Source organism: Pedobacter jaeyakensis (genome assembly GCF_054461315.1).
Genome location: NZ_CM136921.1, coordinates 538,818 through 552,563, shown reverse-complemented (window position 1 = coordinate 552,563; position 13,746 = coordinate 538,818). Strand labels below are relative to the sequence as shown.

Here is a 13,746-nt window from a genome sequence, read left to right as displayed (position 1 = left end):
ATCCTTTTTTTATGCCCGTTAGTTTCGTACTTTTGCACCCATGTCGAATATTAAGCCTTCATTAGCTAAAGGAACCAGGGATTTTTCTCCGCAGGAGATGATCAGGCGCAATTATATTTTTGATACCATCAAAGCAGTCTTTAAAAAATATGGTTACTCAGAGATACAAACTCCGGCCATGGAAAACTTATCTACCCTAACCGGGAAATATGGTGATGAAGGGGATAAACTGATCTTCAAAATTCTGAATTCCGGAGATTACCTTTCTAAAGCCAATTCCACTCATCTGGCCGCTTTAAATTCTAATGCTTTAACCAGCTCAATTAGCGAGAAGGCTTTGCGATATGACCTTACTGTCCCTTTTGCAAGGTATGTGGTCATGCACCAGAACGACATTACCTTGCCATTTAAACGCTTCCAGGTACAGCCTGTGTGGCGGGCAGACAGGCCTCAAAAAGGTCGTTACCGGGAGTTTTATCAGTGCGATGCAGATGTAGTTGGTTCGCCAAGCCTGCTTAACGAAGCTGAATTTGTCCTCATTTACCAGGAAGCATTAAGTAACCTGGGCCTAAAGGATTTTACCATCAAAATCAATAACCGCAAAATTCTTACGGGTATTGCCGAGGTGATCGGTAAACCGGAATTGATCATCGACATGACAGTGGCAATTGACAAATTGGATAAAATCGGACTGGAGGGTGTTACCAATGAACTTATTGAACGCGGATTCACTGCTGCTGATGTGGATATGCTCAAGCCGGTAATCCTCCTGCAGGGCACTAATGAGCAAAAGTTAAAAAGTCTTAAGACTGTACTTTCCAGCTCGGCTACTGGACTTGCCGGTGTTGAGGAAATTGAATCTGTTTTCTCCTATGTGTCCGGAATGCTTGGCCCTGATGGATCAGTTACACCTGATCTGGAACTGGATATTACACTGGCACGCGGACTAAATTACTATACTGGCTGTATCTTCGAAGTGAAAACCAATGAAGTAGCTATGGGCAGTATCGGGGGGGAGGTCGTTATGATGACCTGACCGGCATGTTCGGCTTAAAAGGATTGACGGGTGTAGGTATTTCTTTTGGGGCCGACAGGATATACGACGTGCTCCAGGAATTGAAGCTTTTCCCTGATTCAGCTGTCGCAGGTACCATCGTGCTCATCAGTAATTTTGACCAGGAAGCAGAAAAGTATGCCCTTCCCGTTTTGCAACAATTGCGTAATGCCGGAATCGCTGCTGAGCTTTATCCTTCTTCCGCAAAACTGAAGAAACAAATGGCTTATGCCGATGTAAAAGCTATCCCTTATGTAATCTTGATTGGTAGTGATGAAATGCAAAGTGGCGAGTTGACGCTGAAGAACATGAAGTCGGGCGATCAACAGAAACTGTCAGTTGCCGGCATCATAGAGTTGCTTTTCGTTAATGCGTAGCCATAAATTTAGCTAAATTATCTGCAGCAACTTTTCTAATCTTGCGCTTAAAGTACGGCGTCCACCCCATTAGCAGGCCTGTAATTCCAAATGCTTGCTTGGCCCAGCTGTAAAAATCAAACGCATCACGATGGGAAGTAATCTTCCCGTCTTTAAAGGTAAATGAAGCGTTGATCTTGTTGACCACTGTATTGCCTGTACGCGAAAAGGTATAGGTAGCTTCCCAGTAGGCCCCGCCCTTATCGTCATCCGCCCAAACATCCTTAAAGATCAGCTCCATATCTTTACCGTTCTTCACCAGCATCTCCCACATCTTTCTTACTTCCAGGGCATTTAAATTGTTAAATACCGCATCAGTAAAGGTGGCATCGTCAGCATAGCACGTTTGCATCATTGCCCAATCCTTATTTTTAAAAGCAGTGTAAAATTTGTTGATCAGGTTTTCGTTCGCGTTCATTTTTTCCGGCATTGGTTAAGCCAATTAGCTTCTAATATATATAAAAAACAAATAAAACAGATGAACTGTTAAGTAGCTATAAACTACAAAACATGAGGGCAATCTGGAAGGGTTCAATAGGTTTCGGACTGGTAAATATTCCGGTCAGGCTTTTTTCTGCGGTGCAGAACAGCGGACTGGATTTTGATATGCTTGATGAGAAAGACCATTCAAAAATCAGGTTCAAGCGGGTAAACGAAACCACCGGCAAAGAAGTACCTTACGAAAAGATTGTTAAGGGATACCAGCTAAACGAGCATTATGTTATTCTAGAAGATACTGATTTTCAGGATGCCAGTCCCGAAAAAACGAAAATGATAGAGTTGGAGAACTTTGTAGATATCAGTGAGGTAAACCCAATCTACTATGAAACCTCCTACTATGCAGAGCCTGAAAAACAAGGTAAAAAAGCTTATGCTTTGCTTCAAAAAGCATTGGTCAAGTCCAAAAAGGCCGGTCTCGCCAGGTTTGTTTTACGAAGTACAGAAAACCTCTGTCTTATTCACCCTTTAGATAATATTCTTGTGGTCACCAAGATCAGGTTTGCAGAGGAAGTGAGAAGCCATTCAGATTTGGATATACCTAACGGTGATGCCATTGGGAAAAAGAGATCGATGTGGGTATGGCCCTCATCAAACAATATGCCTCGGCATTTGATATTAATGGTTTTCATGATGAGTACAGCAAAGAATTGCTACGGATCATCAAGGCAAAAGCCAAAGGCAAGCGTGCTGTTGTCAAGAAATTAAAACCTAGAGAAGAATTGAGTGATGATTTGTACGGTCAGCTGATGAAAAGCTTGTCCAGCAAGAAGGGGGCCTAAATTAGTATACTTTTCCTGCCAGTATACCTTCAATTCTGTCTAACAGCTCATCTATATCAAAGGGTTTGGCAAGGAATCCGTTTGGCTTAAATTCCCCATGTTCTACATTTTCAGCAGTGTATCTTGCTGAGATCATCAATACCGGGATGTCGGCAGTCTTAACGTCAGATCTCAATTGCTTTAACAATTCTCTTCCATCTGCGTCTGGAAGCATGATGTCAAGAATAATCAAATCCGGGTTAAAAGACTCTACATGTTGCATCATGTCTGCGCTCTTGTTAAGACCAGTTACCTTATAGGCCTCACTTTGTAAAATCAAAGTGATCACATCAAGTATGGCGTGATTATCCTCTATAACAAGTATGTTTTTATAAACCGCTGCGCCTTTTGTCAAAATAGAATGCTTTGTAGAGTGCAAATATATTTAAGTAGTTTGATTTGTTCATACATTTTTTAAAATTTATAAACAGATTTTTACAATTAAGTGGTTTTAGAGGGTAGTGAAAAAATAATCACACTTTGATGAAACCTTTTCAATTTAATATAGTCTTAATAGTAGTTTTAGTTTTAGGTTAAAAGGGTATGATTGTGGCGATCGTACCCTTTTATATTTGAGGCTGATACGTGGTCGTATCCACAACAGCCTTTAGGTCCTGCAGTATCGTGTATAAGCCAAAATTGGTACGGTTTACATAGATAAAATGCTTTACGCCCCTGGCCTGTTTAAACTCCGGCATCTTCGCTATTTTCTCCCCATAGTTATATAATTCCTGGAAAAACTCCGGATTGTCGAAGTTGAAGGTTTTACTGGTATAAGGCATGGCAAACAACTTGATCATTTCCAGGTAGGCTTTATAATAAAACTCAACTTGCCGCTCGGTGTCTTCTTTATGAATCATGTCCAGCTTTCTAAAGGCATCAATGGTTTTCTCTTTATCTAACATGACGTCGCTTGATACCAGGGAGAAGAAAGGAACATAAAAGTCATCTGGCAATTCTTTTATACATCCAAAGTCAATCACTCCCAGCATTTCATCAGGGGTAATCAGAAAATTCCCCGGATGCGGATCAGCATGCACTGCCCTCAGCTCATGTTGCTGAAAGTTATAGAAATCCCAAAGCGCCTGACCAATTTTATTCCTCAACTCCTGAGAAGGGTTGGTCTTTAAAAATTCTTTCAGATGCAAACCATCTATCCAATCCATGGAAATGATTCGCCTGCCAGACAGTTCCGGATAATATTTGGGGAACACTACGTTCGGAATGTTTTTGCAGGCCTCAGAGAAAGCGATAGAGCGTTTCACTTCCAGCTCATAATCTGTTTCCTCCAACAACCTTTCTTCTACTTCTTTAATGTAAATGTTCAGTTCTTTTTCGCTCATTCCAAGTAACCGGAAAGCAAAGGGCTTTACCAGCTTTAAGTCCGAAGAAATGCTGTCGCCAACTCCCGGATATTGAATCTTCACCGCCAGTTTTTTCCCGCCCAACTCTGCCTGGTGTACCTGGCCGATGGATGCGGCATTGTTAGATTTTAGGTTAAACTGATCATAGATCTGTTCAGGCGTCTTTCCAAAATTCTTGGTAAAAGTCCGTACAATCAGTGGACCTGATAACGGCGGGGCATTGTATTGCGATTGTGAGAATTTGTCTACATAAGATTTTGGCAGGATATTCTTGTCCATACTCAGCATCTGTGCAATTTTCAAGGCACTGCCTTTCAACTCACTTAATGACTTATAAATGTCCGTTGCATTGTCTTCGTTCAACTCATCCCTGTTCAGGTCCGGATTGAACAATTTCTTTGAATAATGCTTCAGGTAATTTCCGCCTATCTGGATTCCCGTCTTTACAAATTTTGCAGAGCGTTGTGTTTTTGAAACCGGAATACTTTCTTGTTCCTTCATTTATTAAAACCTCATCTTTTCTTTAAATCCATTTCTGGACAAAAACTTCCCATAGTCAATCAGGTTATCAAGTGGGGAGTGCTGAAACAGATCAAACGTAACATTAATGCCTTTTTCAATCGCCTCGTCAGTTTTCTCAAAGCCTGCACTCTCATCTTTCACCCAAAACTTCACTATAAATGCAAATTGCAACCACAGCGCGTCTTTATATCTTTTACTTAAAAACTTTCTTTCCGCAAGTTCACCACTTTCAATACCATTATTGATGATGTCTTCTGCAAAGTTTTCAAAAATCGGCTTTACGCCGGATAAGATCGACGGTGTAGAAAAGCCAGTTCCTGAAGATTTCAAACTAAAAAGAATAAAGCTCCTCTGCTTCTTCAGCACTTCTACATAGCTGTAAAAAAAGGCCAGTATCTTTTCTCTGGAGCTGTACTGCTGCCAAACCTCCTGTTGTTGCAGGGTGTCAATAGTTTCAACAGTAAGATCCACCCATATCAACTTTTCAATACTGTCAAACGACGCGTAAAAATCATAAAAATCAGCCTCCTCTATTTTTAGTTTTTTAGAGAAACTATAAACCGACTTAGGCTGTTCTCCATTCGTCAGCAAGTAATTGATGTACCCGGTTTTGATTTGTTCTGCAGTTGCCATTCTTTTTGTTTTATGAACGTAATAATGAAATACTTAGTTCTGATTAAATGTAAAGTTAACGCAATCTTCTGTCATTAATTCGCGACTTAAGCCCGATTTGTCAAAGAAATCTATAATTTTGCCCTGCATTGAAACACAAATGGAAACATATCAAACAAGTATCTGCATACTTACTGCTCGCAGTATTTATGTTTGCGCTTACTCCGTTAAGTATATTCCATAACCACCATTCAGAAACCAAGGCAAGCTGTGCCAGTGGCGAGGTAAAATGCATGCATAAAGAGCACGTAAAAAGCGGAGCTGACAACTGCGTTATCTGTGCACTTCATTTCGAAAAAACCTATTGCCACAACGATTACTATTTTCATGTTTTCCTGCAAAACAAGCAGCACACCCCCCATTTTTATGAGCTTGCCGGTTCTTACACAGAACTCATTGGTACCTCACTTCGTGGTCCGCCACTAAGTTAATTTCCCGTCGCGGCTCAAATGCCGCATTCTTCACTCAATTTTTTATGGAGGGGCAATGCCCTGTCCGGCTATTTATTTAATTCATTTTATGAAACAGATACAATTTTCACTGGTTCTTTTACTCTATATATTATTTTCAGGTACTGGATTTGCCGCATCACTGGCAGATGTTACCGGTAAAGTTACAGATGCACAAAGCAATACCGCGCTGGCGGGTGCTACAGTTGCCATTCCTGATCTTCGCAAATCCGCCTTAACAAATGAAAATGGCGAATTCATCATCAAAAACCTCCCGGTCCGCGGTAAACTCCTGGTGCAGGTAAGTTATGTTGGCTACAAGACCATTACCAAAATGGTAGATTTTGCAATCCCTGCCGAACTGAATTTCGCCCTGCAGCCAAGTGTTATTGAAGGTCAGGAAGTGGTCATTACCGGATCGGCCTCAAGCTCCGACAACCGGAAGAACAGCACTTCTGTAGCTACCTTAAACAAATCTCAATTGTTATCGCACCCCTCTACCAACCTGATGGATGCCATTTCCAGGTTACCGGGGGTAGCGCAAATCACTACAGGCCCTTCAATTTCTAAGCCCGTAATCAGGGGCTTAAGCTATAATCGTGTAGTTACCTTAAACAACGGTGTTAAGCAACAGGGACAGCAATGGGGCGATGAGCACGGTATAGAGATCGATCAGTACAGTGCAGATCATGTAGAGGTATTAAGAGGGCCTGCCAGTTTAATGTATGGTTCTGATGCCCTGGGTGGCGTTATCAATATTCTTGACGGTTTGCCTGCCCCGGAAGGTACCTTAAGAGGAGAATTTCTGACCAACTATGCCACCAATAACGGTTTAACGGGCAATTCCCTGATGTTACAGGGCAATGAGAACGGCTTTATCTACAAGGTTCGCGGCACCTACAAAAATGCCTATTCCTACCAAACGCCAACAGAATACGTGCCCAATTCCGGTTTCAATGAAACCAATTTCGAAGCACAGGTAGGTATCAACCGCAAATGGGGTTACGCCCATTTAGATGCCTCAAGTTTCCGGAACAACATCGGATTTTATGAGCCTTTGCGGAACGCCGGCGGACAACTTACCGATGAGGACGGCAATCTCTTCACTGATGCACAAAACCAAAACCGCTCCCTGGCTTATCCTCAACAGGATGTTCGCCATTACAAAATTGCCTTAAACAGCAATATCCTTATTGGCGAAGGCAGCCTTAAAGCCACACTTGGCTATCAGCATAACCTCCGCCGGGAATTGGAAGCTGCGGGGGCCGACGGACTAGCCTTATTTTTAAACAGCCATACTTACAGTTACGATCTTAAGTATTCATTAAAGGAATTCAACGGATGGGCGCCTGTTATAGGTGTTTCCGGTGAGTTCATCAATAGCGATAATACTACTGGAGCAGAGCAGCTCATACCCGACTACACTTCCAGTGCTCTGGGAGGATTTGTATTCATCAAGAAATCCTGGGAAAACGACAGCTTTAATGCAGGTGCAAGGGTAGACTACCGGAAAATGGATGGTAAAGCATTCAGTGGCGATTCTGAATTCTCTGCCTTTTCCAATAAATTCTCACACGTTACAGGAGCCCTGGGTTATACCCATGAGTTTAATGATGCATTGAGTTTTAAATCAAATGTTGGAAGCGCATTCCGGGCACCAAACATTGCAGAACTTTCTTCTAACGGCGTGCATGAAGGTGCCTTCCGCTACGAAGTAGGAAATCCTTCGCTAAAGCCAGAGCAAAGTTATCAGCTCGATGCATCGTTTGATTATCAGAACCAATACATCAGCGCTACACTGGGCGGCTTCGCTAACCTCATCAACAATTATATTTACTACAATACGGATGGTACCACGATCACCGTAGATAATGAAGATGGCAGTTCCAGGGATTTCCCGGTCTATAATTTTGTGCAGGACAATGCTTTCCTTCGTGGTATAGAAGCTTCGTTAACCCTGCATCCGGTTAGTTTTATTCATTTCGAAAATGGGTTTTCTTACACGAGGGCTACCAACCGCAGCACCAAAACCTCTTTACCTTTCATTCCCGCAGCAACCTTAAGGAATGAACTGCGATTTGAACCGAAGATAAAGGGTACCAATAATTCTTATGTGGCTGTAGGTATAGACAATTTTTTCAAACAGGATAAGATTGATAGCTTTGAAAGCACCTCCAGTGGTTATACTTTGTTAAATGCGTCCTTAGGTAGCACACTCCGCTTGGGGAAATCTCAAAACATTACCGTATACGTTGCTGGTCGTAACCTGCTAGATAAAGCTTATTACGATCACCTTAGCCGGTTCAAACCTGGTCGTCTGAGCGATGAGGATCCAACTCTTGGCATTTATAACCAAGGCAGATCCATCACATTTGGGCTCAATATCCCATTTACGGTTAAAAAATAGTCACATCGTTGCTACACACAAATCCCGCCCATCATCAGGGCGGGATTTGTATTAAATAATGGTTAGCTTAGAACTTTAGTGCCTTGTCTTTGTTTTAAATTAAAGTCATTATTTCATGTTTAGGAAAAATTTATTCCAGTTATCGCTCGCCATATCGCTTTCTTTTACCTTAGCTTCTACTTCGTTTGCCCAAAAAGCAGATACCATATCCACCACTTTAGAAGGGGTTAAATATGCCTATCCGGTTAAGTATTACCCGGTACGTGCAGAGGGACAGGACCTCAGAATGGCCTATATGGACATCCTGCCTACCCAGCTCGCCAATGGCAGAACCTTAGTCCTTTTCCATGGAAAAAATTTCGCTGGCTACTATTGGACAAACGTGATCAAAGCACTAACCAGTCGCGGCTTTAGGGTGGTCGTACCAGATCAGATTGGTTTTGGCAAGTCGTCCAAAGCCATCATCCACTACAGTTTTCATCAGCTGGCCAAATGGAATAAGGCACTTTTAGATACCCTTGGGATTAAAAAAGCCAGTATTCTTGGCCACTCTATGGGTGGCATGCTGGCCACCAGGTTTGCCCTATTATATCCTGAAACCACTGAAAAACTCTTATTGGAAAATCCGATTGGACTGGAAGATTACAGGGGTTTTGTTCCTTACATCACTACAGAAGAACAATACCGTACTGAACTTAGGTCTACGCCCGAAAGCATCCGTAAGTATTACCAAACTTCCTACTTTACAGTTTGGAAGCCAGAATACGAAGAATTGGTGCGTATCGCTGGCGGAATGACCAATAGCGGTGATTATCCAAGGGCAGCAAAGGTAGCGGCCATGACGTACAGCATGATCTATGAGCAGCCTGTGGTCTACGAATTTTACAATTTAAAAGTGCCTACCGTATTGTTTATTGGTAAGGAAGATAAAACAATCATTGGCAAGGCATTGCTAAGTCCTGATCAGCAAGCGCTCCATGGGCAGTATAAGCTGCTTGGTAAGCAAACAGCCGCCAAGATACCTGGGGCAAAGCTGATCGAATTTGAGGCATGCGGACACATACCTCATATCGAGGTACCAACAGAGTTTACAGTGGCCCTTTTAGGGAGCCTCTAGAATTTCTAATTGGATCAGTACTTGTTCCTGACTAACAGGATAGCTCGCATCGTTCACAATGCTGTCATATACCGCATCAAACAGCGGTAAATAGCTTCCTTCCAAGGAAGGGATCTCTTCAACAGTGCGGTTGCCTTCTGCATCAATTAAGGTTAGCTTCCCTTCGTTGCCCGGCAATTCAATACCATAGCCTTCGTCAGTCAGCTTCATGCCTTTCAACAGTTGTTCTTCTTGTATATCTGATCTTTTTTTATGTAATGATCCATTTTCGCCATGCAATACGAAGGCAGGTAGCGGATCAACCAATAACAAGTTGGCATGTACGAAAACATTTACACTGTTTGGATATCCGAGGTGGATGGAAAAGTAGTCGTCCACTTTAGTGCCCTTCCTGTTTTTCCCTAATATTTTATGGAAAGTATCTGGTTTTCCAAATATGCTGATGGCCTGGTCAAGCAAATGCGGACCAAGGTCATACATTAAACCACTGGCTGCATAAGGTTCTTCTTTAAATGTTTTTGGGCCTATTGCCGTGCGGTAACGGTCATACCTAAAGTGTACTTCGTTCAATTTTCCTAGTCTCCCGCTCTGGATCACATTGCGTACGGCAGAGAAATCACTGTCCCAACGCCTGTTCTGGTAAAAAAATATTTTTTTACCGGTCTCGGCCGATAGCTTAAACAATTCTTTTGCTTCTTCAACAGTGGCACACAATGGTTTTTCTACCAGGATATGTTTTCCAGCTCTTAACGCCTTGGCAGCATAATCGTAATGGGTAAAGTTTGGTGTATTGATAATGATCAGCTCTGTTGCCGGATCATTAATATTTTCGTCAATGGTGTCATAACTGATAATGCCTGGATAATCAGTTGCAGCTTGTTTGTGGTTGCGTTCTGTTATCGCATGCAGCTTAAAGCCGGGGTGTGCGTTGATGAATGGGGCATGAAAAACCTTGCCAGACATTCCGTAGGCCAATATACCGGTGATAATTTCTTTATTCATACCGATAAAAATACTAAAACACTTGACTAAAGCCTACAACTAATTTCAATAAAGATGCCCCTCTAATTGTATCTTTGTGCTATGAAACCTGCAGAAGTACATGCGAGATGGAAGTTATTGCAAACCAAAATCGCAACCGAGTTTGATTCCGATATTCCTGATCTCAAGGTCATACTTTTTCTGATCGGGGTTCAGGAGCTGGGTAAAGGTCCTGGTAAATACAGCAAGCGACAAAAAGAAGAATTGATGCACATCGCTACTTGCCGACTGCTGAGCGAGATGGGTTTTTATGAATTAGAAGGGCTGGACCAGGATGGCTGGCCGCACTGGACGCTCGTAAAACCGGTGCCATCCTTTGCGATGATGGAGCAGGAATTGTTGCTCAAGTCGCTCGCCATCCAGTATTTTGACGACATCTACCAGTAAAATTTTTCCCATAAAAAAAGTCTGGCAGATCGCTCAGCCAGACTTTCTAAATTATAGGTAGGTATTATTTTCCTTGTGTTTGTGCTTCCTTCTTCAAAGCATCGTTGGCAACAATTACTACCTCAACCCTACGGTTTGCAGCTCTGCCTTCGTCAGTAGAATTGTCAGCTATTGGCTCAGAAAATCCTTTACCGATCGTCAACAAACGTGAAGATGGAACTCCCTGAGAAACTGCATAGGCTTTTACAGCTGCAGCACGTCTTTCAGAAAGACTCATGTTATAAGCCTCAGTACCTTTATTATCCGTATGGCCAATTACTTTAATGTCTGTTCCTGGATATTGGTTTAATGAACCTGCTAAAGATTTCACATTCGTTTTTGCTTGTGCAGTTAATTCTGCCTTATCAAATCCAAAAAGAATACCACTGTCAAATTTCACAATAATACCTTCACCTTCGCGGATCACTTCTGCATTTGGGATCGCATTCTGTATTTCTGCAGCCTGCTTATCCATTCTTTTTCCTATAAAACCACCGGCAGTACCACCTACTGCGGCACCAATCACAGCTCCAACTGCAGTGTTACCAGCCTTCTTGCCTATAATAGCGCCAATCACACCACCCGCTGCTGCACCAATACCTGCACCTTTTTGTGTTTTTGTTAAACTGTCACATCCCTGAAATGCCATTGCACTCATTGATAATGCTATACTGAACGTTGCTATTTTAAATTTTGAAGTCATCATAATAATATAAGTTTATTTTCAAAGTCAGTAACTCAAACGTAATGCCAGTTTTAGTTTTTACTCAGAAAAATATTCTTCCAGCTCCTTCAACGAATTTTCGTCGGTATGGAAATCTTTAATTATTAAGCCTTTTTCCACCAGGACAATTCGGTCGCACACGTCGGTAACATGGTTCAGGTCATGGCTCGAAATAAAAGTGGTCATCTTTCTTTCGCTTTTTAAGGATTTCAAGATGGTCTTCAGCCTAATTTGTGTGGTAGGGTCCAGGTTGGCAAACGGCTCATCCAATACCAGCAGTTCCGGGTTTTGCATCAGCGCTGCGGCAATACCAATCTTATTTTGGTTTCCCTTGCTAAAATCGCGGATGTATTTTCCGCTATTCAGGATCTCCCCGTTAAAGAACTCCTTGTATTTTTCCAGGTAGGCGGTCACATCCGCTACACTCAGGTTGTTCAAACTACCAATAAATACAAAGTATTCTTCAGGGGTAAGATAGTCGATCAGGAATCCCTCATCCAGGTATGAAGCCGTATAGTTCTTCCAGTTGGAACTGCTCATTACATTTTCATTTTTAGAAATCACTTCGCCTTCAGTTGGTCTGATCAGGTCCAGCAGCATTCTGAAAAAAGTTGTTTTACCGGCTCCGTTGTTTCCAACAAGGCCAACTGTTTCACCTTCCTGGATTTGCAAATCTGCAATGTTTACAACGGTTTTATCGCCATAAACCTTTTTTAAATTCTTAATTTCTAAAATCATAATTATTCTCTAAAGCCCTCAGCAATTTTATATCTCTGTTTTTCAAACCTTTTTGTAATGTAATTCACCCAAAATCCACGCATCACCAGCATCACCAATCCAAATATAGATACCGCCAGCAATCCTACATATGGCTTGTTCCATATCCCAAAAGGCACGTAAATCAAAATGGGCGTCAACGCGTATGGAAACATCAGCAACCATTGTGTGGCCCCTGTACCCTGGTAATTAAAAGTGGCAGCTTTGGTAATGTCCAGTCTTTTGTAATTCAGGGTGGCCAGGTACAATACTACTACCGTTCCAAAGCCAATGTTGTACAGGTAAGCGGCCAGGTGCAGCAACAGTAATTTCGGACTCAAGAACCCGTAAAAACTAGCCAGCAAGGTCACTATCGTACAGCCAATGGTAAACAGCAGGAATTTTGCTTTGATGAAATCCTTAAAATTGATCTTGCTCACCAACAGTCCGTCAAAGTGCGCGCTCTGCCATGCAAACATGAATTGCCCATAAATAATGATCGATATGCCGGTCATAAATATTGCGCCGAACATCATCTGCCCAAACGCGTCTTTTTCAAGTGGCTTTTCTTTGTAAAACAGGAAGCCGTAGAATAAAAAGAAGAAACCCATAATCACCGCCGATCGTGATCTTTTATGGCGCAAGATTAGTTTTAGCTCCAGTGCAGCCAATTCTCCCACCTTGCCAAACCTGTTTAAAAAGGCATAATCGGTACTCACTTTTTTCTCCTGGGCACTGCTTAGTTCTTCTACATACAGGTTCCTGCGCAGGTATCCTGAATTCACGAAGAAGACCAGTATTCCGGCCAAAGTAAAAAGAAAACCCAGGTATGGGTATTTGGCTATTCCCCTGAAAATAAAGTCAGAGCCTGCCATAATAGAAATGATCTTATAGTATTCCAGTGCCGCAAATGCAGCAACAATGACCAATCCCACAACTGTGTAGAGCACATTGGAGATCGACTTCCTTTTTAAATACAGCACCAGGTAATTGTTAAAAAAGGATAGCGACAGGATGGATACAATGTACATTAAGGTAGCGAATCCTCCATATGCCGGCATCACCTTGATAAAACAAAAAGGGAAGAAAATAAAGAATGGCCAAAGGTTAAAGGCCGAAAAAAGTGCCTTTACATTCAAAAATTTGATGATCTGGTTTTTGGTCACATTCAAATGCAGGTAGGGCACAATACTCAGTGTCGGCAGCTCCTGCAATTGGAACCTCATCACAAAGTCCAGCGCAAAATAATAAAGGATCAGTCCGTTAAAGCTGTTTAGCGCATTCTTGCCGGGAAAAACCTGCTCCAGAAATTGCGACATGAATATGCCTATGGAAATGGCAATTGCTAAAAAGTAGAGCATAAAGAAGCCCAGAACTAATTGTGCGGCAATACTGCCGTTTTTGTTTCTAGACCGCCAAAATGATTTCCACTGGTGACTTAAAAAGGTGCTTAGCATATAGTTTAGTAGTTATTCTTCA

The 13,746-nt window shown here is 42.1% G+C and carries 13 protein-coding genes and 1 pseudogene; 6 read left to right on the top strand and 8 right to left on the bottom strand.

The features are described 5' to 3' along the window. The first annotated feature begins 40 nt into the window (after window positions 1-40). Window positions 41-1,431: pseudogene (gene hisS / locus ACXZ1K_RS02560) on the top strand (histidine--tRNA ligase). Here hisS and ACXZ1K_RS02555 read toward each other — a convergent pair. Continuing rightward, a complete protein-coding gene (locus ACXZ1K_RS02555) occupies window positions 1,421-1,888 on the bottom strand; it encodes a nuclear transport factor 2 family protein (protein ID WP_458971817.1) in 468 nt (155 codons plus the stop codon). The pseudogene hisS and the gene ACXZ1K_RS02555 overlap by 11 nt on opposite strands. Window positions 1,889-1,980: 92 nt before the next feature. Here ACXZ1K_RS02555 and ku point away from each other — a divergent pair, with 92 nt between their 5' ends. Then, the gene (gene ku / locus ACXZ1K_RS02550; RefSeq protein WP_458971816.1) at window positions 1,981-2,676 is read left to right on the top strand and encodes a non-homologous end joining protein Ku; all 696 of its coding nucleotides are present in this window, start codon (window positions 1,981-1,983) and stop codon (window positions 2,674-2,676) included. Between the two features lie 75 nt (window positions 2,677-2,751). Here the strand turns inward: ku and ACXZ1K_RS02545 are convergent, their stop codons facing one another. The 3 genes from ACXZ1K_RS02545 to ACXZ1K_RS02535 all read right to left on the bottom strand — a co-directional run bounded on the left by ACXZ1K_RS02545 (window position 2,752) and on the right by ACXZ1K_RS02535 (window position 5,308). Continuing rightward, entirely contained in the window at window positions 2,752-3,144 is a 393-nt protein-coding gene (locus tag ACXZ1K_RS02545; RefSeq protein ID WP_458971815.1) for a response regulator transcription factor, read from the bottom strand. Between the two features lie 211 nt (window positions 3,145-3,355). Then, the gene (locus tag ACXZ1K_RS02540; protein ID WP_458971814.1) at window positions 3,356-4,654 is read right to left on the bottom strand and encodes an ABC1 kinase family protein; all 1,299 of its coding nucleotides are present in this window, start codon (window positions 4,652-4,654) and stop codon (window positions 3,356-3,358) included. Window positions 4,655-4,657: 3 nt separating this feature from the next. Continuing rightward, window positions 4,658-5,308, bottom strand: coding sequence for a TetR family transcriptional regulator C-terminal domain-containing protein (locus ACXZ1K_RS02535; protein ID WP_458971813.1), 651 nt, complete (start codon window positions 5,306-5,308; stop codon window positions 4,658-4,660). A gap of 128 nt (window positions 5,309-5,436) precedes the next feature. Here ACXZ1K_RS02535 and ACXZ1K_RS02530 point away from each other — a divergent pair, with 128 nt between their 5' ends. From ACXZ1K_RS02530 to ACXZ1K_RS02520, 3 genes are all read left to right on the top strand, one after another. Then, a complete protein-coding gene (locus ACXZ1K_RS02530; protein WP_458971812.1) occupies window positions 5,437-5,778 on the top strand; it encodes a hypothetical protein in 342 nt (113 codons plus the stop codon). Between the two features lie 88 nt (window positions 5,779-5,866). Continuing rightward, on the top strand, window positions 5,867-8,203 hold the full coding sequence (locus tag ACXZ1K_RS02525) for a TonB-dependent receptor (protein WP_458971811.1): 2,337 nt from the start codon (window positions 5,867-5,869) through the stop codon (window positions 8,201-8,203). Between the two features lie 115 nt (window positions 8,204-8,318). Continuing rightward, on the top strand, window positions 8,319-9,320 hold the full coding sequence (locus tag ACXZ1K_RS02520; protein ID WP_458971810.1) for an alpha/beta fold hydrolase: 1,002 nt from the start codon (window positions 8,319-8,321) through the stop codon (window positions 9,318-9,320). On the opposite strand, the gene ACXZ1K_RS02515 is transcribed toward ACXZ1K_RS02520, so the two are convergent. Then, window positions 9,306-10,322, bottom strand: coding sequence for a Gfo/Idh/MocA family oxidoreductase (locus ACXZ1K_RS02515; protein WP_458971809.1), 1,017 nt, complete (start codon window positions 10,320-10,322; stop codon window positions 9,306-9,308). The two genes, ACXZ1K_RS02520 and ACXZ1K_RS02515, sit on opposite strands and share 15 nt — an antisense overlap. Before the next feature lie 81 nt (window positions 10,323-10,403). Here ACXZ1K_RS02515 and ACXZ1K_RS02510 point away from each other — a divergent pair, with 81 nt between their 5' ends. Next, window positions 10,404-10,748: a hypothetical protein gene (locus ACXZ1K_RS02510; protein ID WP_458973224.1), complete on the top strand. Its 345-nt coding sequence runs from the start codon at window positions 10,404-10,406 to the stop codon at window positions 10,746-10,748. A 64-nt stretch (window positions 10,749-10,812) separates the two neighbouring features. Here ACXZ1K_RS02510 and ACXZ1K_RS02505 read toward each other — a convergent pair whose 3' ends face one another. Genes ACXZ1K_RS02505 through ACXZ1K_RS02495 form a run of 3 tightly spaced genes read right to left on the bottom strand, consistent with a single transcriptional unit; the run spans window position 10,813 to window position 13,724 of the window. Then, window positions 10,813-11,493 (bottom strand): OmpA family protein, encoded by a 681-nt coding sequence (locus tag ACXZ1K_RS02505; RefSeq protein ID WP_458971808.1) that lies wholly within the window; start codon window positions 11,491-11,493, stop codon window positions 10,813-10,815. Between the two features lie 57 nt (window positions 11,494-11,550). After that, window positions 11,551-12,249 carry an ABC transporter ATP-binding protein gene (locus ACXZ1K_RS02500; protein WP_458971807.1) on the bottom strand — a complete coding sequence of 233 codons (699 nt, stop codon included), beginning with the start codon at window positions 12,247-12,249 and terminating at the stop codon, window positions 11,551-11,553. A gap of 2 nt (window positions 12,250-12,251) precedes the next feature. Then, entirely contained in the window at window positions 12,252-13,724 is a 1,473-nt protein-coding gene (locus ACXZ1K_RS02495) for a DUF5687 family protein (protein WP_458971806.1), read from the bottom strand. Between the last annotated feature and the right edge of the window lie 22 nt (window positions 13,725-13,746).

Coding starts and splice junctions, on each gene's coding strand:
- ACXZ1K_RS02515 (WP_458971809.1), bottom strand. CDS start 10,322: ATGAATAAAGAAATTATCACCGGTATATTGGCCTACGGAATGTCTGGC.
- ACXZ1K_RS02500 (WP_458971807.1), bottom strand. CDS start 12,249: ATGATTTTAGAAATTAAGAATTTAAAAAAGGTTTATGGCGATAAAACC.
- ACXZ1K_RS02495 (WP_458971806.1), bottom strand. CDS start 13,724: ATGCTAAGCACCTTTTTAAGTCACCAGTGGAAATCATTTTGGCGGTCT.
- ACXZ1K_RS02510 (WP_458973224.1), top strand. CDS start 10,404: ATGAAACCTGCAGAAGTACATGCGAGATGGAAGTTATTGCAAACCAAA.
- ACXZ1K_RS02520 (WP_458971810.1), top strand. CDS start 8,319: ATGTTTAGGAAAAATTTATTCCAGTTATCGCTCGCCATATCGCTTTCT.
- ACXZ1K_RS02525 (WP_458971811.1), top strand. CDS start 5,867: ATGAAACAGATACAATTTTCACTGGTTCTTTTACTCTATATATTATTT.
- ACXZ1K_RS02540 (WP_458971814.1), bottom strand. CDS start 4,654: ATGAAGGAACAAGAAAGTATTCCGGTTTCAAAAACACAACGCTCTGCA.
- ACXZ1K_RS02535 (WP_458971813.1), bottom strand. CDS start 5,308: ATGGCAACTGCAGAACAAATCAAAACCGGGTACATCAATTACTTGCTG.
- ACXZ1K_RS02555 (WP_458971817.1), bottom strand. CDS start 1,888: ATGAACGCGAACGAAAACCTGATCAACAAATTTTACACTGCTTTTAAA.
- ACXZ1K_RS02505 (WP_458971808.1), bottom strand. CDS start 11,493: ATGATGACTTCAAAATTTAAAATAGCAACGTTCAGTATAGCATTATCA.
- ku (WP_458971816.1), top strand. CDS start 1,981: ATGAGGGCAATCTGGAAGGGTTCAATAGGTTTCGGACTGGTAAATATT.